This window comes from Pseudoalteromonas sp. S1610, from assembly GCF_005887465.1.
Taxonomy (GTDB): domain Bacteria; phylum Pseudomonadota; class Gammaproteobacteria; order Enterobacterales; family Alteromonadaceae; genus Pseudoalteromonas; species Pseudoalteromonas undina.
Genome location: NZ_PNDI01000031.1, coordinates 17,034 through 39,005 on the forward strand (window position 1 = coordinate 17,034; position 21,972 = coordinate 39,005).

At 37.7% G+C, this 21,972-nt stretch carries 17 protein-coding genes; 6 read left to right on the forward strand and 11 right to left on the reverse strand.

Annotation, left to right across the window (positions count from 1 at the left end; genetic code table 11):
- The first annotated feature begins 459 nt into the window (after window positions 1–459).
- A complete protein-coding gene (locus tag CWB77_RS12170) occupies window positions 460–1,674 on the forward strand; it encodes a hypothetical protein (protein WP_013463357.1) in 1,215 nt (404 codons plus the stop codon).
- 61 nt (window positions 1,675–1,735) lie between these two features.
- Here CWB77_RS12170 and CWB77_RS12175 read toward each other — a convergent pair whose 3' ends face one another.
- On the reverse strand, window positions 1,736–2,611 hold the full coding sequence (locus CWB77_RS12175; RefSeq protein ID WP_138570534.1) for a DNA replication terminus site-binding protein: 876 nt from the start codon (window positions 2,609–2,611) through the stop codon (window positions 1,736–1,738).
- A 603-nt stretch (window positions 2,612–3,214) separates the two neighbouring features.
- Here CWB77_RS12175 and CWB77_RS12180 point away from each other — a divergent pair.
- Complete coding sequence (locus CWB77_RS12180) at window positions 3,215–4,564, forward strand: class II 3-deoxy-7-phosphoheptulonate synthase (protein WP_171039112.1); 1,350 nt, start codon at window positions 3,215–3,217, stop codon at window positions 4,562–4,564.
- A gap of 91 nt (window positions 4,565–4,655) precedes the next feature.
- On the opposite strand, the gene ppsR is transcribed toward CWB77_RS12180, so the two are convergent.
- On the reverse strand, window positions 4,656–5,465 hold the full coding sequence (ppsR, locus tag CWB77_RS12185; protein ID WP_008108730.1) for a posphoenolpyruvate synthetase regulatory kinase/phosphorylase PpsR: 810 nt from the start codon (window positions 5,463–5,465) through the stop codon (window positions 4,656–4,658).
- Between the two features lie 154 nt (window positions 5,466–5,619).
- On the opposite strand from ppsR, the gene ppsA reads away from it, so the two are divergent.
- The gene (gene ppsA / locus CWB77_RS12190) at window positions 5,620–7,995 is read left to right on the forward strand and encodes a phosphoenolpyruvate synthase (protein WP_008108727.1); all 2,376 of its coding nucleotides are present in this window, start codon (window positions 5,620–5,622) and stop codon (window positions 7,993–7,995) included.
- A 52-nt stretch (window positions 7,996–8,047) separates the two neighbouring features.
- Here the strand turns inward: ppsA and CWB77_RS12195 are convergent, their stop codons facing one another.
- Complete coding sequence (locus CWB77_RS12195) at window positions 8,048–8,260, reverse strand: PGPGW domain-containing protein (protein ID WP_008108725.1); 213 nt, start codon at window positions 8,258–8,260, stop codon at window positions 8,048–8,050.
- 144 nt (window positions 8,261–8,404) lie between these two features.
- Here CWB77_RS12195 and ydiJ point away from each other — a divergent pair, with 144 nt between their 5' ends.
- A complete protein-coding gene (gene ydiJ, locus CWB77_RS12200; RefSeq protein WP_138622924.1) occupies window positions 8,405–11,449 on the forward strand; it encodes a D-2-hydroxyglutarate dehydrogenase YdiJ in 3,045 nt (1,014 codons plus the stop codon).
- A 76-nt stretch (window positions 11,450–11,525) separates the two neighbouring features.
- Here the strand turns inward: ydiJ and CWB77_RS12205 are convergent, their stop codons facing one another.
- Together CWB77_RS12205 and CWB77_RS12210 are read right to left on the reverse strand one after the other, a co-directional pair.
- On the reverse strand, window positions 11,526–12,725 hold the full coding sequence (locus CWB77_RS12205; RefSeq protein WP_138622926.1) for a cation:proton antiporter: 1,200 nt from the start codon (window positions 12,723–12,725) through the stop codon (window positions 11,526–11,528).
- Window positions 12,725–13,936, reverse strand: a complete 1,212-nt coding sequence (locus CWB77_RS12210; RefSeq protein WP_008108719.1) for a tyrosine-type recombinase/integrase — start codon at window positions 13,934–13,936, stop codon at window positions 12,725–12,727. The genes CWB77_RS12205 and CWB77_RS12210 overlap by 1 nt, the downstream gene beginning before the upstream one ends.
- A 139-nt stretch (window positions 13,937–14,075) precedes the next feature.
- Here CWB77_RS12210 and CWB77_RS12215 point away from each other — a divergent pair, with 139 nt between their 5' ends.
- On the forward strand, window positions 14,076–14,639 hold the full coding sequence (locus CWB77_RS12215) for a lipid-binding SYLF domain-containing protein (RefSeq protein WP_008108715.1): 564 nt from the start codon (window positions 14,076–14,078) through the stop codon (window positions 14,637–14,639).
- A gap of 144 nt (window positions 14,640–14,783) precedes the next feature.
- Here CWB77_RS12215 and CWB77_RS12220 read toward each other — a convergent pair whose 3' ends face one another.
- The 5 genes from CWB77_RS12220 to ocd all read right to left on the reverse strand — a co-directional run bounded on the left by CWB77_RS12220 (window position 14,784) and on the right by ocd (window position 20,209).
- Window positions 14,784–15,428, reverse strand: coding sequence for a hypothetical protein (locus CWB77_RS12220; protein ID WP_138622928.1), 645 nt, complete (start codon window positions 15,426–15,428; stop codon window positions 14,784–14,786).
- Window positions 15,429–15,570: 142 nt separating this feature from the next.
- Window positions 15,571–16,590: a patatin-like phospholipase family protein gene (locus tag CWB77_RS12225; RefSeq protein ID WP_138622930.1), complete on the reverse strand. Its 1,020-nt coding sequence runs from the start codon at window positions 16,588–16,590 to the stop codon at window positions 15,571–15,573.
- A 95-nt stretch (window positions 16,591–16,685) separates the two neighbouring features.
- Window positions 16,686–18,092: an alanine/glycine:cation symporter family protein gene (locus CWB77_RS12230; RefSeq protein ID WP_138622932.1), complete on the reverse strand. Its 1,407-nt coding sequence runs from the start codon at window positions 18,090–18,092 to the stop codon at window positions 16,686–16,688.
- 126 nt (window positions 18,093–18,218) lie between these two features.
- The gene (ctlX, locus tag CWB77_RS12235) at window positions 18,219–19,130 is read right to left on the reverse strand and encodes a citrulline utilization hydrolase CtlX (RefSeq protein WP_138622934.1); all 912 of its coding nucleotides are present in this window, start codon (window positions 19,128–19,130) and stop codon (window positions 18,219–18,221) included.
- Window positions 19,127–20,209 (reverse strand): ornithine cyclodeaminase, encoded by a 1,083-nt coding sequence (gene ocd / locus CWB77_RS12240; RefSeq protein ID WP_138622936.1) that lies wholly within the window; start codon window positions 20,207–20,209, stop codon window positions 19,127–19,129. Before ocd ends, ctlX begins: the two co-directional genes overlap by 4 nt.
- Before the next feature lie 167 nt (window positions 20,210–20,376).
- Between ocd and CWB77_RS12245 the strand changes: the two genes are divergently transcribed.
- Window positions 20,377–20,808 (forward strand): Lrp/AsnC family transcriptional regulator, encoded by a 432-nt coding sequence (locus CWB77_RS12245; RefSeq protein ID WP_138622938.1) that lies wholly within the window; start codon window positions 20,377–20,379, stop codon window positions 20,806–20,808.
- A gap of 102 nt (window positions 20,809–20,910) precedes the next feature.
- On the opposite strand, the gene CWB77_RS12250 is transcribed toward CWB77_RS12245, so the two are convergent.
- Window positions 20,911–21,861 (reverse strand): patatin-like phospholipase family protein, encoded by a 951-nt coding sequence (locus CWB77_RS12250; protein ID WP_171043269.1) that lies wholly within the window; start codon window positions 21,859–21,861, stop codon window positions 20,911–20,913.
- Between the last annotated feature and the right edge of the window lie 111 nt (window positions 21,862–21,972).

A 21,972-nucleotide genomic window follows, 5' to 3' on the forward strand; every position in this document is an offset into this window, starting at 1 on the left:
CTTAGTTACGCACAGGTTAAGCACTGAGTTACTCACAAAACAGATGCTGTAGATCATGTTTTTACTAAGTAAATTATAAAGTTATGCACCCACCATCAGGAATAATAAGCGGTTTAATTAGTATAGATCTGATCTGTAGTAAGTACAGATCAGATCTATGCTAACTGGAACTAAGCTTATCCACAGGCCTCTCATTTTTGCTGTCATTTGTCGTGCTAAATTTAAAAAAAAACACTTTGCAATGGACAAATTTATTCTTCAGTTAGTAAAAATTCGGTTTATTAAAGCCTAGTTAGTAAAAACCTGATCTGAAATCTCATGTTTTTACTTTTTCTTAGTAAAATATTGATCTGTGCATTTTATTTGAAGTCAGATCACTTTTATACTAACTTAAACATTTAACTTTTGTGGCTTTATGTGTTGTTATTAGCTGTCACAATAAAAACGGAAATAAAAACCATGAGCCGAAAGGTCAACATCTCGGTAGATAACTTGCCCGATACACTTAGGGGCCAAATTCACGGGGTGGAAAGTGCAATTGATAACGAAAGCTTAGCACTATTTACAGATAATAAAGATGTGCGAATTTCGATAGAAAATGCAGCCCATGGGTTACGCGCTTACTCTAACACATTTAACCATTATGATCTGTGGGGACGCTTTGTTCGCTCAGGACATAAAAAGCTGCCACTTGAAGAAGCCCCTAAAAAAACCATTATTACACGTAAGATATCTGAGAAAGTAGACGGTATTTTATACGATGGTGAAATTAAAATAACACCGGCTGTGGTAAGTACTCGTAAAGATGGTGAAGACGTAGAATACTTAGTTTGGCCATCAGATAGAGAAGAAAAAGTTGAGCGTGCACTTATTCGCCTTGCTTCAAAAGGTAAAATAGTAAAAATTAATTTTAAGTCCGGTATTCAATATGCCGTTGTGTTTTCTATGAACGAATTAGCACAAGAACTTAAAGCGGTAGGTCAATCTATGCCTTACCCACAAATTAAAGAATCGCTCGAAGCATTACAAGGTTCAAAACTTTCTTTTAAATATTCTGCTACTGACACTAAAAACTCTGATATTGATGATTCGTTCTACGAGTCGAACATGAACTTTTTATCGTCTTTACACTTTAGTGGTAAAAAAGGCCAAGGCGGAAATGTTAAATGTGTAGCGTGTTTAAATGCGTTTGTTCATAACATGATCGATAACCTTGAATATAAAGGTTATTATTTTAATAGTGCTCAAGAGTTAAAGCGCGGATTATCGCGTTGGATGATGCTACGTTTATATCATTTATGGCGCTATGCTGCCCCAGGAAAAACATACCATTTTAGACTGTTGTCTATTATGGAAAAATATGGCTCTATCTATTCAACTGATGATATTACCGAAAATAAATTAAAAGCACTGCGCCGTGATATGACTACCACGATGAAAGATTTAATAGAAAAAGGAGCAATATCTGAGTACAGTATTACTAATGTAAAAGATGATAAAACAGGTAATATTGTAGATTACACTTATGAAATGCACCCATCTGATCAGTTTTGTGATGAGATACTGGCATTAAATAAACATAACAAACGGATAGAGATACAAGGTGGTAAACGCATTGTTGAAAATGCAGTATTAATTGATGAAGATAAGCTGGAAGAAATTGTAGAAAAATAATTATATTAATTTTTACCAGTAGTTATATTAAAGGCCACATTAAGTGGCCTTTTTAACATAATTACTTTGTTACTTGTTCTAAATATAAACGGTCTACCAGAAAGTCATACTCACGTTTTCGTGGATGTGATAACGGTTTTTCGTAACTCGTCAGTTGGCCATACTTAACATCGGGTTGTGGGTTTATAAGAATAAAAGGTAAGGCCGCACTAACATGATAACGATTTTGAGCCGTGTATCTTACATTAACTTGTGGGCTAACTCGGGTAGGGCGCCTAATTCGTAATTTTTCTTTTTCACCTAGACTGGCAACACGAACTTGCTCTTGAGCAACCAATGATTGCCATTTTTGCTGATCAATCATTCTTGGGTTTTTATACCCAGCGGACTTTTCGAGCATTTCAAGAGCCATCTTCTTTGTGAGTGTTTTAGTGGCGTGTTTATGCATCCAAGTAAAACGAACTGAAAAAGGGGATTCGCTTTCGCTATGAATTTTACGATAAGCGGCAAGCGTAATTAAATTTGGCATAGCATTATGCACGGCTTCAAATCGAGCATCGTTATTGTCTATCGCCAAAATACAATTTTTAAATGCCGCTTTTGCATTATTAACTTGAGCAATCCGATCAATAATGGCTTGTTTATTAGCGTCTTGTATAATTAATAAACCAGGGTGGCGCTTTAATACGCGACTACTCAGACCAGGCTTTTTATACATATCAGAAAAAGAATTTAAAATAGCCTTTTGTGCTAGTTCCCCTGTAATTTTAGATACTGCAATCGACTCGGGAATTATATTTTCATCCACACTGCTTATTTCTGGCAGTTGATAGTATTCAGCTTTAGCAAACCCATATTCTTTAAGCTCCTCAATTAGCCTAAGCGTTAACTCATTGAGTAAATCAAACTGACTTCTAATTTGTACCTTCGTAACCATAACACCACCAAGAACACATCTTACTATTTAGCTATTTTCGCAAATAACCTTTTCTTTTGGTAGTTATTTCAGAAATATTACTCTATTGCTAAGGTTAACTTTAAATCAAATAAAGTATGATGTGTTCTTTATTATTGGTATGATCATTTTAATAATAATATTTTCTAACTTACTAATAGTTAAATATAAATGCAGTGTGAAGGAGTAGGTATAAACCAGCAGAACTACTCAGCTAGCATATATATTTGAAACTACATAACTGACGGTTGATATATTTAATTTTAACTGTAAAGTTAAGAATACATATAGTTGATTTAAGTATGATGTGTTCCTTGTATTAACATTATCTTATACAGCTTAGCTAAGTGGCTGCAAGCAAAGCTTAATAAATACCACTCTTACTATTTATCCTATTGTTTTTTAATGTATTAGTGTTCTTTATTTATATATTTATTATCAATAAAATAGTTAAATCATAGATAATAATCCTATTTAAATTTACCTAATAACTAAATAATTGGTAAATAGTCGATTTAGTCCTTGAACAAAGCCCTCTGCATACGTTAATTTCAATACATCAGGTAATAGGAATGAGGAATGAACATGCAATCGTGGAACCCAAATAGTTGGAGAGAACTGCCAATACTGCAGCAGCCACAGTACCCAGATCAAGACATATTAAAATCTGTTGAAGGCCAGCTTAAAAGTGCACCGCCTTTAGTGTTTGCAGAAGAGACTCGAAGTTTGTTTAAACAACTTGAAGATGTGTGTGAAGGCCGCGCATTTTTACTTCAAGGTGGTGACTGCGCAGAATCATTTAGTGACTTTAACGCTGCAAATATTCGCGATACATTTAAGACCATTTTACAAATGGCTGTAGTACTAACCTATGGAGGTAAATGCCCAGTTGTAAAAATTGCACGTATGGCAGGTCAATACGCTAAGCCACGCTCAGCCGACTTAGAAACAATAGACGGTGTTTCGTTACCATCTTATCGTGGTGATATAGTAAATAACTTTGAGTTTACTGAAGAAGCACGTATTCCAGACCCTCAGCGTTTAATGACCGCGTATCATCACAGTGCGGCAACACTCAACCTACTACGTGCTTTTGCACAAGGTGGGCTTGCTGACTTACATCAGGTTAACCGTTGGAACATGGGCTTTGTTGCTGCTAATCCACAAAAAGCAAAATACCAACAGCTGGCAGATAAAATTCAAGACGCTCTAGAATTCATGGAAGTATGTGGTATTAATTCAACTATAGCGCCAAGCTTAAAAGAAACAGATTTATATACATCACACGAAGCGTTATTGCTAGGCTATGAAGAGGCATTAACCCGTAGAGACCATTTATCAGGCGACTGGTACGATTGTTCAGCGCACTTTGTTTGGATTGGTGAGCGTACACGTCAGTTAGACCATGCTCATATTGAATTCTTTAAGGGCATTAAAAATCCAATAGGCGTTAAAGTTGGCCCAGGTATGGATCCTGACGAACTTATCCGTTTAATTGATGCACTAAACCCAGATAACATTCCTGGCAGGTTAACGCTCATTACACGAATGGGTGCAGATGTATTACCAGAGAAGCTACCGGCGCTTGTTCGCAAAGTACAGCAAGAAGGGCGTAAGGTAATTTGGAGCTCAGATCCAATGCATGGCAATACAGAGAAAGCCAGCTCAGGTTATAAAACTCGAAGCTTTGATAACATTATGCGCGAAATTAGTCAGTTCTTCGCTGTTCACAAAGCTGAAGGCTCATACGCAGGTGGTGTTCATTTAGAAATGACCGGACAACATGTTACTGAATGTACCGGTGGTGCATACGGTTTATCAGATGATGACTTAGCGCAGCGTTACAAAACTCAATGTGACCCTCGCTTAAATGCCGATCAAGTATTAGAGCTTGGCTTTTTAGTTGCAGACCTTTTAAAAGATGCTCGCAAGTAATACGCCTTCCTAATATGTTAAAAGCCGCTATTATTTAGCGGCTTTTTTGTGTGCTGTGTGTAATTACATGCTTAAATCACATGTTAGTTTGTTAGTACTTACGACGCTCAAGACCTGTATCAGAAATGATTTTTGCTGAGATCTCTTCAACCGAATGGTGGGTAGAATTTAAATGAGCAATTTTATGCTTCTTATAGAGCATTTCTACTTCGCGCACTTCAATACGACACTGTCTAATTGATGCATATTTTGAATTTGCCATTCGTCTATCTCTGATCGCAGCCAGTCTCTCAGGGTCTATAGTTAAACCAAACAGTTTATGCTTATAAGGCACTAAGCATTTGGGTAACCCTTCGCTTTCTAAATCATCTTCTGTGATCGGATAGTTGGCCGCTTTAATACCGTATTGCAGGGCTAAATAGAGGCTTGTTGGCGTTTTACCGCTTCGACTAACGCCAACTAAAATAATATCAGCCTCAGCAAAGTTTTTAATATTACCGCCGTCGTCATTCATTAAAGCATAGTTAACTGCATCAATTCTAAAGTCATAACTTTTTTCGTGTATTGAATGGGTTCTATGTACTTTAGGTACTGGGGCAACGTTTAATTCGCTTTCAATTTTTTCGCTATAGGTTGTTAAAAAGTCATACGAGACAGCATCTGCAGAGCGAATAATTTCCGATAATTTATGATTCACAAAAGTAAAAAACACTAGAGGCTTCTCACCTTGCTTAGACGATGTGGCGTTAATAAGCGCTTTGATTTCATGCGCTTTTTCTTCGGTTTCTACAAAAGGAATTGTTTTATGATTAAATTCGACAGGAAATAAAGACAAGGTCGCATGACCAAACACTTCAGATGTGATTGCCGTACCATCTGAAATATAAAACGCAGTTCTCATAAAGCCTCTTTTTTATTACATTTAATTTTAAAATAAGTGTATCACGGTTTACGTGAGGACGTTTGCCAGTGTAGAATGGGGGCGACCTTTATAAAAGGTTTTCTTTCTTAACTCTCACAGTTAGTACTACAATTTGTTTTTTGGAGAAAGATCCGTGCAAGAATACGTTCTCTGGTATCAAGAGCTTGGTATGCAAGATGTTCCTCGAGTTGGTGGTAAAAATGCCTCACTTGGTGAAATGATTTCAAACTTAGCTAACGCAGGTGTGCAAGTCCCAGGTGGTTTTGCTACTACCTCAGACGCTTTTAACGAGTTTTTAGAACAATCAGGACTCAACGCAAAAATTCACGACATTTTAGATACTCTTGATGTTGATGATGTAAACACACTCGCCAAAGTCGGCGCCGATATCCGTCAGTGGATTATCGATACCCCATTCCAACCTAGTCTAGATAAAGCAATCCGCGATGCATACAGCCAACTTCATGGTGATGCTTCTGCAGATGTTTCATTCGCTGTTCGTTCATCAGCTACTGCTGAAGATATGCCAGACGCCTCGTTTGCAGGCCAACAAGAAACGTTCTTAAACGTTGTTGGTATTGATTCTGTAATGACTGCTATTAAACACGTATTCGCTTCGTTATTTAACGACCGCGCTATTTCTTATCGTGTTCACCAAGGCTACGATCACCGTGGTGTAGCGTTATCAGCGGGTATTCAACGCATGGTACGCTCTGATAAATCAGCATCAGGTGTTATGTTCAGTATTGATACTGAATCGGGCTTTGAAGATGTAGTGTTTATCACATCAAGCTATGGTTTGGGTGAAATGGTTGTTCAGGGTGCGGTTAACCCTGATGAATTTTATGTTCATAAACCAACGCTACTTAAAAACAAGCCAGCTGTAGTACGTCGTAACATTGGCTCTAAAGCCATTCAAATGATTTACTCTCAAGACAAAGCTCATGGCAAACAAGTAGAAATTGTTGACGTAGACTCAGCACTTTCAAACAAATTTTCGATTACAGATGAAGAAGTGCAAGATCTTGCCAAACAAGCTGTAATCATTGAAAAACATTACGGTCGTCCAATGGATATCGAATGGGCAAAAGATGGTAACGATGGCAAACTATATATAGTTCAAGCGCGTCCAGAAACTGTTCGCTCAAACGAAGACACAAACGTAATGGAACGCTTCCAACTAAATGGCAGCAGCAATGTTGTTGTTGAAGGCCGTGCAATTGGTCATAAAATTGGTAGTGGTGTTGTACGTGTACTTGACTCAATCAAAGAGATGGACCAAGTACAAGTAGGTGACATATTAGTTACCGACATGACAGACCCAGACTGGGAACCTATTATGAAACGCGCGGCTGCGATTGTTACTAATCGTGGTGGTCGTACTTGTCATGCTGCAATCATTGCACGTGAGTTAGGTATTCCAGCCGTTGTTGGTTGTGGTAATGCAACAGACTTAATTAAAGCAGGTCAAGAAGTTACTGTATCATGTGCAGAAGGCGATACAGGTTTCATCTACGAAGGTATTTTAGACTTTGAAGTACTTACTTCACGTGTTGACGAAATGCCTGAACTTCCAATGAAAGTGATGATGAACGTTGGTAACCCAGATCGCGCTTTCGATTTTGCACGTTTACCACATTCAGGTGTTGGCCTTGCGCGCGTTGAGTTTATCATCAACCGTATGATTGGTGTTCACCCTAAAGCCTTACTAAACTTTGATGCACAAACAGATGCATTAAAAGCAGAAATCACAGACATGATTGCCGGTTACGAATCACCTGTTGAATTCTATATTGGTAAACTAGTTGAAGGTATTTCTACCTTAGGTTGTGCGTTTGCACCAGAGCGTGTAATTGTTCGTATGTCTGATTTTAAATCAAACGAATATGCTAACTTAGTGGGCGGCCAGCAATACGAGCCAGAAGAAGAAAACCCAATGATTGGTTTTCGTGGCGCTGCACGTTATATCTCTGAAGACTTCCGTGATTGTTTTGCACTTGAGTGTGAAGCTATAAAACGCGTAAGAAACAGCATGGATATGACCAACATCGAAATCATGATCCCATTCGTACGTACCCTTGAAGAAGGTAAACGCGTTATTGAATTACTTGAAGAACATGGCCTTAAACGTGGCGAAAATGGTCTTAAAGTAATCATGATGTGTGAGCTTCCGTCAAATGCATTAATGGCTGAAGAATTCTTAGAATACTTCGATGGTTTCTCTATCGGTTCTAACGATTTAACACAGTTAACGCTTGGTCTTGATCGCGACTCAGGTTTAATTGCTCACCTATTTGATGAGCGTGACCCTGCAATCAAAAAGCTACTTTCTATGGCTATTAAAACAGCCAAAGAAAAAGGTAAATATGTAGGTATTTGTGGTCAAGGTCCTTCAGATCATGAAGACTTTGCAGCATGGTTAGTAGAGCAGGGCATTGACTCTGTTTCGCTAAACCCAGATACGGTACTAGAAACATGGTTATACTTAGCAGACAAACTTGCTAAGTAAGTTACCTCGTTAAAAAATGCCAGCAACTGCTGGCATTTTTTATGACTAAAAATTAATTTTTTGCTAATTTTTTATCTAAATAGGCACATGAACGAGTCAGTGCTTTTTGACACCAAGTTAAATACCCTCTTGCTTTAGGGTAATACATAGAAAAGCAGAATAAGCCTGCAATAAAAAATATTAACGATGGCCCTGGCACCACAGCAAACAATAATCCGAGTAAAATAAACAGTGTTCCGCTGATCTGCATTAGTAGTTTTTTCATATAAACCTCATAGTAGGCGTTTAATTTGATTATAATTGCAGCTGCTCATATATCGATAAAAAGAGTGTTACAAACTGTAAAATCTTCAATTTCTATTAGCCATCGCCATGATATAATTACACAAATGCATTAATAAGCGCCGCCATGATAGCAACTATTACACAACAAGATGCCGCGACCGAGCTTGTCGCAAATTATTTAAATACTATAAAAAATCAAGGGTTTACTGGAGATACAGACGCAAGTTATGCAACCAGACTCACAGCGTCAACCGATAACAGTATTTACCAGCAGCTTCCGCAAGGTGTTATTTTTCCTAAAAGCGAAAAAGACATTCAAGTTGCTCTGCAAATAGCATCGCAAGACCCTTTTTTATCGTTAACTTTTGGTCCTCGCGGTGGCGGCACAGGAACAAATGGTCAATCTTTAACGCCTGGTATTGTGGTTGATTTATCACGTTATATGCGTGAAATCCTCGAGATAAATGTTGAAGAAGGTTGGGTACGAGTTCAAACCGGTGTGATAAAAGATCAACTTAACGACTTTTTAAAACCGTATGGATTTTTCTTTTCACCCGATTTATCTACCAGTAACCGCGCCACTATTGGCGGCATGATCAGTACTGATGCATCGGGGCAAGGCTCCTTAGTTTATGGCAAAACCAGCGACCATGTTTTAGGGCTAACCACCTATTTAGTTGATGGCACTGCAATGTCTACCAGTCCAATAGACATTGAAAAAGCAAAAATAATTGCCGATCAGGAATCCTTAATTGGCAAACTCTACAAAACAGTATTAGACATATCACTTAATGAACGCGACGCTATATTAGCCAAATTTCCACGGTTAAATAGATTTTTAACCGGTTATGACCTAGAGCATGTGCTAAGTGAAGACTTACAAACTTTTGATATGAGCCGCTTAATAACCGGATCAGAAGGCTCTTTAGGCATAGTTACTGAAGCAAAATTAAACCTAACACCTATCGCAGAATTTAAAACCCTCATAAATATAAAATATGACAGTTTTGATTCTGCACTTCGCCATTCACCATTTTTAGTTGATGCCCGCGCAACTTCAGTTGAAACTGTTGACAGCAAAGTATTAAATCTAGCCCGCGAAGATATTATTTGGCATTCAGTATCGGACTTAATAACTGATATACCAAATAAAGATATGCAAGGACTCAACATGGTTGAGTTTAATGCCGTATCACCAGAAGACATAAAAGACAAAGTAGACACTTTGTGCAAATTATTAGATGAGTGTGTTGCTAACCAAACTAATGGCGTTATTGGCTATCAGTTAACCAGTGATAAAAGCGATATACTGAAAATTTATGCAATGCGTAAAAAATCAGTGGGTTTACTCGGTAATGTAAAAGGCAGCCAAAAACCTCTCGCGTTTGCAGAAGACACCGCCGTTCCACCAGAAAATTTAGCCGATTATATTGTTGAATTTAGAGCGCTACTCGATAGCCATAAATTACAGTACGGTATGTTTGGGCATGTCGATGCTGGCGTTTTACATGTTAGGCCAGCACTGGATATGTGCGACCCTGAACAAGAAAAATTACTGCGCACTATTTCAGATGAAGTAGTAAAACTCACCGCAAAATACGGTGGTTTAATGTGGGGCGAACACGGTAAAGGTTACAGAAGTGAATACGGTCCTGAATTTTTTGGTGAGCATTTATTTACACAATTACGAAAAATAAAATCGGCGTTCGATCCAAACAACAAAATCAACCCCGGAAAAATATGTACCCCGCTTGAAAGTGAAGACTCACTAGTTAGCGTTGATGGACAAAAGCGTTCTTACTTCGACAAGCAAATTTCAATTGATGTTAAAACCAGTTTTAACAATGCAATGACCTGTAATGGTAACGGCTTGTGTTTTAATTATGATGAAAACTCGCCAATGTGCCCGTCATACAAAGTGACCGGTGATCGCCGTAATTCGCCAAAAGGTCGAGCAGGGCTAATGCGTGAATGGTTACGTCTTCAAGAGTCAAAAGATGTTAATTTACTTGAGGTAGAAAAAGAACTTAACAAAGGTGAAGTTATTACTTGGTGGGAGCGTTTTGTTCATAGCAGAGAGAAAAAACAAGGCGTTTACGATTTTTCGCATGAAGTAAAAGCCTCAATGGATGAATGTTTAGCGTGTAAAGCGTGTACTACGGCTTGCCCAATAAAAGTAGATGTGCCAACTTTCCGTGCCCGTTTTTTAAATTATTATCACAGTTATTATGCCCGCCCACTCAAAGATTACTTAGTGGGTAATATAGAAAACAGTGCACCGTTAATGGCAAAATTTGCTAGGGTTATTAATCCAATTGTAAAAACATCATTAGTTAGTAGTCTCATTAAAAAAACCGTAGGCTATGTTGATACCCCTCAGCTAAGTATTCCTGCACTCAACAAACGTGTAAACAAAGCGCAAAAATTTAATTTAGAATTACTTAAAAAACTAAGTGCCGATGAGCAAAATGATTATGTACTCATTGTTCAAGACCCATTCACCAGCTTTTACGAAGCAGAATTGGTTGAGAGTTTTATTACACTAATTACTCAGCTTGGAAAAAAACCAATGCTGTTACCCTTTAAACCCAATGGCAAACCTCAGCACGTGAAAGGTTTTTTGCATGAATTTAAGCTAACGGCAAAAAATGCTTCAGAGTTTTTAAATCAGCTTAATGATATTAATGCGCCGCTAGTTGGTTTAGATGCGTCGTTAGTGATGTGTTATCGCGATGAATATAATACAATTTTAGAAAATAACCGTGGCGATTTTAATGTGCAACTTGCGCATGAATGGTTAGAAACACAATCGTTCAGTGCTTTAGAAGCTAAACAAATAAATACTGAATTTACCTTATTAAGTCACTGTACCGAAACGACTGCATTACCAAAAGCCGCAAGTGTGTGGAAAAATATTTTTGATCAGCTTGGTTTAACATTAAACACCACAAGTACTGGATGTTGTGGTATGGCCGGCACTTATGGTCATGAAGCACAAAACCAAGCAAACTCCAAAGCACTTTATGAAATGAGTTGGAAACCTATCGTTGATAAAAATAAACCTGAGCAACTTTTATCAACTGGCTTTTCATGTCGTAGCCAAGTAAAACGTTATGAAAAATTTAAGCCTAAGCATCCAATAGAGCTACTGGCAAAAGTACTTAGTTAATGATTTAACTAAGTAAGCTGTAAAATAAAAAGGCGCAACTTATTATTAAGTTACGCCTTTTTATTTTTGTTTATATTTATTTAGTTTTTTTAGCAAAACTGTCTGCAATGGGTTTTGTACTAATACCATGAATAAATACACTAAATAAAATTGTGGTCATAGCAATGGTCGCAATTTGAAATTTATTTTCTATTTGTGTATCAATAACCATTAAAGTAAAAACAATCGAAGCCAATCCTCGTGGCCCAAACCAAGCAAACGTTAAACGCTCTTTTATTTTTAATGACGTAAATTGCAATGACAACATAACAGGAATTATTCTGATCAGTGTTGTACTAAGTAGCGCATAAATTATTATTTCAGTATTTAATTTCGGGATCACTAAATAAGCACAAACAAAACCGAATAAACACCAAATCATTAAAGAGGAAAAGTCAGCTATATGCTCTGAGTCTTCAATCAGCTCTTTGTTTATTTTGGTGCTCGCGTATTTATCAAATAAAAGCCCCGCTACAAATACGGCAATAAATCCACTGCCATGAAAATATTGTGTAAGTGAAAATACAGCCATAGCAAAACCCAATAGTAAAAACGGGCTAGTGTTTTGGGCAAAGTAATGTCGCTTCATTGCAAAGTTTAAACACGGAATAAAAACAGCAATACTTGCAAATGCAATTAATAATGCAACTCCCAACTCTCTGCCAAATACACTTAACGTTTGTGTTGCAGTAATTGCGGATTCAGGATTTTTTGCAAGCAGAATAAATATTAAAAATATAGGCACACATAAGCCATCGTTTAAGCCACTTTCAGTATTAATACCTTCGCGTATTTTTTCAGGCACTTTTGTATTACTTAATAACCCCTTACTTAACGCCGCATCGGTTGGGGTTAATATAATTGCGATAAGTGCTGCTTGAATTAATGAAAGCTCAGCAAATAAAAATAACGCAGTAGCAATCCCGAGTAATAGGGTTAAAGGTAAGGCAACAAATAAAAGTAAACTAGGATATTGAAAACTATGCCTTAATACTCCTAATTTTGACTTTGCTGCATCGGTAAATAAAAAGATACTGAGCGTTAATTCTATAAAGGGCAGTAAAAACCGCAAGCCATTTTTAAAATTTTCACTTTCGTTCGGAGCTATCAATGCTAGCAGTATCCCCCCTATAACAAAAAACATCGGCCCGGTAATTTCTGTTTTTTCTAATTGGCGCAGTGTTATAGAATAAATTAAAAATAATGCACCAATAAAAGCAATAACTAAGTATTCCATTAAATCTTCCTTTTTATTCCAGACTTTGCCCGTTCTTTAATATTTGTTTGAATATATATTTGATCGGTTGTGGCTATTTTTGCGTGACCTAAATCTTCAGATAAATGCTTTAAAGGTCGAGTTTGTGCATCATGCGTTGCACCGGTATGTCGAAGCCAATGTGCAGTGGCCGCTTCTAATTGTTCCGCGTCATCTTTAAAGCCATCATCAAGTAATGACTGCTGAGCAATATCAAAACTTTGTTGTACTAAACGACGAATTTGTCTTACTGTCATACCACCTTGACCACGAATTTTATGCACTAACGGGTCGGATTCGTCAACACGGGGCAGGGCAGGCAAACCACGGTATAACCGATAACGTTTTAAATACTCAAGAAAATCATCACTTAAAGTTACATCTCGTAATTTATTTCCCTTACCCATTATACGTAAAAACCAAAAGCCATCGTTATCTTGCCAAAAATGAGACATAACAGGTGACCATTGTGGACGTTCTGATAATTCTGATATACGTAAATATAATCCTTTTAAACAGGCGAGAGTAAAAAGGTTTCTTTCATATTCTGGTTTTTGTTCACACAGATCACGCGTTACACCAAATACGTATTCCCATTGAATATCGCTTAATGTATCGGGAATTTGTATTTGTGATTGTACAACCAAGTAGGGACTGTTTTTCTTAACAACAGGTACAAAGTTAGCGAAGGTTTTTTCTTCTAAAATAGCGAACTTGTAAAATACATTAAGTGCAGTAAACATAGCGGATAATGTTTGCTGACTCGCAATAGATTCTTTTTGCATGAAAGGGCGCCAATTTTGGTTTAACCGACGTACTCCTTGCTCATCTTTATAGCGCCACTGCACCGAAGTTGATGCCCACTTTTTATCCGGCTCGACCATAAAATCAACATACGCCTCAATGTCTTCACGCTTTAAATCGAATACTGATTTTTCAGCTATAAGCCATGACCACAAATAAAATCGTTCTAATTCATTGCGAAAACGACTATAAGTTGCTTCTGATTTTCGGCCATAAACATATAAAAATTGGTATAAAAAGTTAAGATCGGCCTTTGATTCAGTTACAGTCAAGCTGACTTGCTGTATAAAAGAGGCTAGTTCTGGATATTCTGATTGGAGTGTATTATCTTCAAGGTGAGCTATTTGATAACGTAATTGTTTTAATGTATCGACCAGAGCAACAAGCATAATAGTAAAATATATAAGAAAATAATAGACTTATAGATTAACCTTAAAGTCCGATACTGTCTAGTATTGGACATAACGAATTTTGATATTTATGCTAAATGCAGATTTATTAACCATATACCTTATTAAAGGAAAAATCATGAAAAAATTACTTCTGTTGAGCATGTTAGTTATTAGCGTTTTATTAACAGGTTGCGCTACTACAGGCAGTGCTTCTCCTGGAGAGAAACGTGCTTTAGTACAAAGTATGAAATCGAATACATTAACTGCTCTATACGAGAAAAAACCAGATGTTAAAACTCAAATTGCAAACTCTGCCGGTTATGCTGTATTTGATAATGCCAATGTAAACGTTATTTTAGCCAGTTTTGGTGGTGGGTACGGTGTAGTAAAAAATAACCTAACCGGAAAATCTACCTATATGAATATGGGCGAAGCTGGTTTAGGCTTAGGTTTAGGTGTTAAAGATTTCAATATTGTGATGGTTTTTCATGATCAAGCAGCGTTAAATAGATTTATTAAACATGGTTGGGCGTTCGGTGGTAATGCCGATGCTGCTGCAAAATACCAAGATAAAGGTGGTGCTTTAGTTGCCGAAGCTATTGCCGACCAAGTTACTGTATACTCTTTAACCGAAAGTGGCCTTGCACTACAAGCCGTTTTAAAAGGCACTAAATTTTGGGTAGATTCTGAGCTAAACTAAGCTATCAAAACCCTATCATAAGTGGGCTAGTTTGTGTGATTACGCCCACTTTAATTTAAACACCTCAATTTAACATAACGTAATTTATGGGTTGCCATATTAATTTCTATTTTATGAGAGCTGTAATTATATTAAGTCAAGCCTCTAGTTAAATTCACCTATTGTTTCATGAAGAAGTCTCCAAGCAGATTCTTTATCCCCACTAAGGAGATTGACCAGCTTATTAAGACTAATAGCGCAGAAGTTTCTTTTATTTAAGAAGTCTATTTGTGATGGATGTATAAATTTACTAAGCCGTTTATCAAAATCATGTCCAATTGGACCATTGAAGATAAACAATCCTTTATGTGGTGTTGGATGTTTAGTCATACCTCCGCTCCAAGTGAACTGCTCAGATGAGCCGAGTCCATGTTTTCTAGCATTTTCTTCTCCTGATAAGTTAAAAACCCAGTCATCTAATTGCCTAAGATCACTTAACTTTGGAGATACATTTTTAGAAGATTTAACCTCAATTACAATACTATCTTGAATTGAAAAGTTATCATCTGGAGTGATAGTAAAATCTTCATATCCATTTCTACCGTTATTAATATTGAAACCCGCTTTCTTAAAAAGCTCTTTAACCCTTAATTCTAAAGGTTTACCTGATAGATCTTTGTCATTACCTAATGATAACTCACCAGTTTCATGCAGCATTTCTAAATTGCATTTCAGGAATTCTTCAGCTTCTCCGATAGTTGATATGCTAGCTTCTTTTAAAATAGCTAAAAGCTTTTCTTCATATTTCATTTAAACCTACAAAATTAAAGTTGTGAAAAGTACAGAGTTTTCATTATACATCTAATTAATTTTGATTATCCTACTAAGAACTTAATATTGTTTAAATTTTCATGCAATTATTCAATGATATGTAATAATTTTATGACTTAGTTTAGCATGAAAGTATTTTATCAAACGCCTCGGCCAATTTCTCCGTTTCACTAAATACGGTATTCCAATATTTAATACGCGTGTCTGCATCAAGATCAGTAAAGTCGTTTCTGTCTGGGATTTTTCCGTAAGGTAAGCCGGCTATAAATTCTTTTGATGGGGTGATCATCACAACGTTGTCGTAATTTTCTGGTGCTACTTTTCGTTTTAAATTTTTATCAAACCACCCTGCTTTTGGATCTGAATTAAAATGTGGATACAAAATTAAGCCTGGGTTATTAATTTTTAAATCAAAGTGGTAATCAATAACGCCGCCATCGCGGTAAATCCCTGGTGGCGAACCGGCAATATTTTTTATACCTTGCATTACAAGTGGTATAGAGCCCGATGCAAGTAAGGCATCTTTTAAATTTGTTTGTGTGAGTTCAATGTTTTGTGTTTTAAACTTATAACTGTCGGTAATACTTAAATTACTATTGGGCGCGCCAAAAATAAAACGCTCGTACTGAGCGCCTAATAATTTTCGATTAATTCTGTTAAGCATATAACTTTTTGATAAACCCAAAAGCTGTATTAACTTATGTTCGCTGGCAATAAACCCGTTAGATTTTGCGACAATAAAATGCGCTTTAAAAACAGGATTATTTATAATTTCAGTAACACCATCATCACCAAATACATCATCTAATAATGCGCGGGCTTTTAGTGTAATTTCAGCGGGCGTTGGTTTATTACTAGAATATCGGGTTTGTGAATAAGATTTGGCTAAACGCTCAATGGCAGCAACGGGATCGTTTTGTGCAAAACAGGCTGAACGAAAAGCCCCAGCAGATGAGCCAATTAAATTAAGGGGTTGGGTGCGATGTTTAAAAAATTCGCCAAATATATATTTGTCTAAACCAAATAAGGTAAACCATTTAGGGCCACCACTTGCCCCTAAAAAAGAGGTAAAAAGATCGGGTTTAAAACCTTGTTCGTTTATTATTTTTGCTGCAGTTTTACCCGCATAAATGTCGATCATCTAAAAATACTACCTGTAGAGTCGCAGTTTAATGTTGTTAAAGCCAAACTTAAAAATGAATACTTATGCAATAGCAACACGTTTAAACTTTAATCTTAATCCCAAATTCCGTCTTCACATTTGCCCTGCACTTTTACGTTTTTTACCTTAAACTCAGGCTCTATGCCTTTGTCTCTTTGTGCGTGGTAGTCGTTAGTAACAGACAAAATAGTCGGTGTGAGTAGTATAATAGCGATAACGTTTACCACTGTCATTAACCCTAGAGCAATATCAGCTAAATCCCATACTTGTTTTAAGGTGGCTGATGCGCCCCACAACATCATTGATAAATAAAGCAAAGTATAAATACTGCGCCCTACTTTGTTATCGAGCTTAAATAAGTGGAGGTTACTTTCGGCGTAGGCGTAGTTAGCAACTACCGAGGTAAAAGCAAATAAAGTAATGGCAGCGGCTACAAAATACACGCCGCCTTGCGCTAAGTGTGAGGTCATAGCGCTTTGTGTTAAGCGTATACCTTCCATTTCACCGCTTATATCTACATCGGCCAATAAAATAATAACCGCGGTACAACTGCACAATACGATGGTATCGAAAAACACCCCTAACATTTGTATGTAGCCTTGTGTCGCTGGGTGATTTGGCATTGGACTGGCACTAGCCGATGCATGCGGCACACTTCCCGCGCCAGCCTCATTAGAATATAAACCGCGTTGTATACCATTTTTAATGGCTGCACCCATGGCGCCTGCACCAGCTTCTTGCAAGCCAAACGCTGATAAAAGTATATCTTTAAGCATGGCAGGTACTTGGGTGAAGTTAATCAGTGTAATTACTACAGCAACAAGCACAAACACGATGCCCATAACAGGCACTACTCGCTCGGCGAATCGGGCAATGGCTTTAAAGCCACCTAAAATAATAGAGCCTGCTAAAAGTGTGATCACAACACCTGAGTAAAAAGTGGGTATTTCAAATGCGTAATTTAGTGCATCGGTAATGGTGTTGGTTTGCATGGCGCTAAAGGTAAAGCCGTAACCTAAAAACAAACAGGCGGCAAACACAATAGCAAATGCACGACTGCCTAAGCCTTGTTGAATATAATACGCAGGGCCACCTCTGAATTCGCCATTGCTGTCGCGAATTTTATATACCTGGCCTAAAATACTTTCTGCAAACCCGGTTGCCATACCCAGTATAGCAATGACCCACATCCAAAATATGGCGCCGCTACCACCGAGTGATATAGCCACAGCCACACCGGCTAAATTACCTGTGCCTACTCGAGCACACAGCCCAGTGCAGAGCGCTTGAAATGATGAAATATCGTTTTTATTACACTTACTACTGCCTTTTAGCAGGCTAAACATGTGCTTAAATTTAACTAATTGAATTGCTTTTAAGCGTACTGAAAACCAAATACCTGCAAATAGTAGTATATAAATTAGTATTTGGCCTTCTCCCCATAATAGGCCATTTACACTTTTTACTACGGTATCGAACATGGGCTAATCCTTTTGTATTTATTATGTTTTTACTCATCGAGTAGTTGAGTAATTTGCATTTAATAATGCATGTTAGCCATAGCTTAGCGGAGCTAAGCTGCCTTAGAATGTTGACTTAGAGGTAGGTCATTTACTTTGCAGGTGTATACCCGCAATCATGCATCTAACCGAACCTCCCGCCGACTCTATGGTTGGTATAGGTAACGGAACAAGTTTAGCTGTTTTTTGTATTGCTGCTTTTTGCTCGGTTGTAAGTGCATTAAACGCCGTTTGTGAGAGGGCTAAAATACGACTATTTGTACCTTGTAGCTCAATTGCATTGCCACAAAAGCTATTTATTTGCTCACTAGTTAAGTTTATTACTTCTAAATGGCTTTGTATAAAATAGCTAGTTAATTGTTTATGCTGACTTTTTGGCACCATATTTAAGCTGATCATGGCAAACTCTGTGGCTACACACATCAATACATTAGTATGATAAACCGCAATACCTTGCTCATCGTAGGCATTAAATACAACGGGTTTTAGCTTTAATTGCTCGCATACTGTATTAACCACAGCTTTAGTAGTACGCTTAGATTCTACTGCATAAGCAAGCTTATGTGGGTGGTCAATAACAAGCGATCCTGTACCTTCTAAAAATGCATTTTCTTTCGCTAAAAATGAATAATCAGTCACAGACAACACTTTATAGTGATTAGTCAAAAAATCAATAATATCTTTTCGATATTCTAATCTTCTGTTTTCTGCGTACATTGGGTACATAACTAGCTCGCCACTTTGATGGGTAGAAAACCAATTATTTGGAAACACAGAATCGGGCGTGTGTGGATGTTCGTCTTCAAAAAGATGAACCTTTACGCCCTCGTTTTGTAATAATTTAACCGCATTAGTTACTTCGTCAAAGGCAAGCTGACTCTGGTTTTGTGAGTTGCAGGTACTTTGAAACGTGTTGTCTAACATAGTTTGTGGGTTAGATGTAAAGTGATGCGGGCGCACCATAACCACCGCTGTTGGTGCTTGCTTTATGTGGCTCATGCGACTTGCTCTTGCTTAGTTGTTTTTGATGTTTGCGCACTATTAAGTACCGAAAATAAATTACGCGGATCGGCTTGTTGTGTAATTAAATCAAGTAATGAAAACTCACCCGCAGCCACCAGCGCGTCTTTAATATAAACCAGCGAGGTAAAGTCTTCGCTCGCAAAACCTACCCCATCAAAAATAGTAAGCTCGTCGTTACTTATACGCCCAGGTGTTTGTTTATTAATTACTTTATGAAATTCTGTTACATCAAAACTACTGCTCATTTGTTGAATTTCGCCCTCTATTCTGGTTTGTGGTTCGTACTCTACAAATACATTAGCGCGTTCCAGTAAAGCTGAATCAAGCTCAGTTTTCCCAGGGCAGTCGCCACCAATGGCATTTAAATGCACACCTTGGGGGATCATATCGCTGGTTAAAATAGTGGCATTTTTTTTATCGGCTGTGCAGGTTGTAATAATGTGCGCACTTTGCACGGCTTCTTCTGCGCTATTGCATATAGTTATATTTAAACCGTAACCACTTAAGTTGTTATAGGCTTTTTTAGAGGCGTTCTTATCAATATCGTATAAACGAATGTGGGTAATGCCTAATACGGCTTTAAAAGCTAATGCCTGAAACTCAGACTGCGCACCATTACCAATTAATGTAAGTGTTGTTGAGTGTTTGGGTGCTAAATACTTTGCCACAAGCGCCGATGTAGCCGCTGTGCGTAAGGCCGTGAGTAAGCACATTTCGCTGATCATAACCGGATAGCCGCTATCAACATCCGATAAAATTCCAAATGCCGCAACCGTTTGAAGTTCTTTAAACGTATTTTTTGGATGACCATTTACATATTTGCAGCTAAACATTTCACCGTCGCTTACGGGCATAAGCTCTATTACGCCATCAGGAGAGTGCGCCGCATAACGTGGCGATTTATCAAATTCGTCCCAGCGAGCAAAGTCGTGTTTTAATCTTTGGGTAAGCTCAAGCAATACGTTTTCTATTCCGACTTTATTTATAAGTTTGGCCATTGTCTGTACGCTAACAAATGGAACACCTTGTTTTGGTTCTGCTATAAAATGACTCATAAATACCTCTTTAATGACTAAATAAATTAATAGAAATAAGTTTATAGGCCAGAGGTGACAGTTAAAATGCCAAAAGTTCATACAAATAGTATTATTTTTTAGCAAATTGCTATGCATTAAAGTACAAATTTAGTAATTTGTAATAAACACATAACCCAAGGCGTTTTATGCCCCCTTACATTTACGACTCTTTAGATAACGCATTAATAGCCGAACTAAGAAAAGATGGCCGCGCTTCTATTTCAGCCCTAGCCGATGTTTTAAAGGTCTCGCGCGGGACGGTGCAAAATCGCTTGGACCGTTTAGTTTCATCGGGCGCTATATTAGGCTTTACGGTGCGTGTACACGAACACATAGAAACCGAAGCTGTAAGAGCAATAATGATGGTGGAAGTGGTGGGTAAATCTACATCACAGGTAATTAAAACCCTGCGCGGCATACCAGAGCTAACAAAGTTACATACGACCAACGGCGCTTGGGATTTAGTAGCTGAAATACAGGCTGCAAATTTAGGTGAGTTTGATGGCGTCCTTAGGCAAGTGCGCGAAATAGAAGGCATTTTAAATAGCGAAACCAGTATATTATTGTCATCTACTTAGGTTTAATTAACGCCATGCTTTACTTAAAGTATTTTAGGCAAGACTCGATTTATTTATTACCGGTTAAACTTAATGGGATTTAAGTTTTACATTAATACACAGCTACATGGCGTAGCTGTGTGCATAATCTACTATACGTGTATTTTGGCTTTTTAAATAAGCGCGTCCTGCTTTTACACCTAGCTTATGATCAAAGCGTAAATCGTCGTTAGAGCTGCCTAACAATTTGCTATGTAGCTTTTCGTCTGCAAAAATTTGTATAATTTCTACATCACTAGGCGGATTGGCTATAAATGATAGTTCGTCTAGGTATGCTTGCTCGTGTTGAATCAAGTAATCAAGTGTTTTTGGGCAGTAGCCTGATGCACATGCAAATGTTCTAAGCTTTTGAACCCATGCAGTTTGCGCTTGAAAATTCTCATCAACGGTTCTTATTACCACGATTTTTCGTGCGCCACGGTTATAAGCTTCGCGTACAGGCAATGGCGCAGCCAAGCCGCCATCTAAATAAAAATCTTCATTCGATTGCTCTGCAGCTAAATGTGCTTCGTTTGCCGCTTTTGAGCCTAACCAAGGAGTGAGTTGAACACCTTGTTTATACAAAAAAGGTAAAGCACTTGACGCTTTTAATAGTTCTCGCCAGTGTTTACCATCGCCAGTAGGAGTTAAATAATACGGTTTACGATCACGTGCATTGGTTGCAGTGATCAGCAACTCTCTATCACCAAGGCTATTTTTTGCTGTTTTAAAGTCTAATGCTCTATTAACCTCAGTGGTTTTTTCGAAATACCAGTCTAAGTCAACAATGTGTTTACCCATTAGGCCGCGACCTAACTGAAAAAAGCGTTTATGACGCGAAAGCCCTCTGATCAAGCGTTTGGCGTAGCCTTTTTGACGCGCTAAATAACTGGTTAAATTTTGCGAGCCAGCAGACGTCCCTATAAATAAATCAAACGGGTCGTAGTTTTGCTCTAACCACGCGTCAAGTACACCAGCTGTAAATATCCCTCGCTGCCCTCCACCTTCAGCAATCAATGCAGTTTTAGGGTGCATAGGCTTATTGAATGTGTGTGGAGCAACATTTATTTGAGATTTCACGGTGTACCTCTTAGTTGTTAACTTAACGGAATATGGTTTTATTTTAACGTGCTTGATTAAATCCTT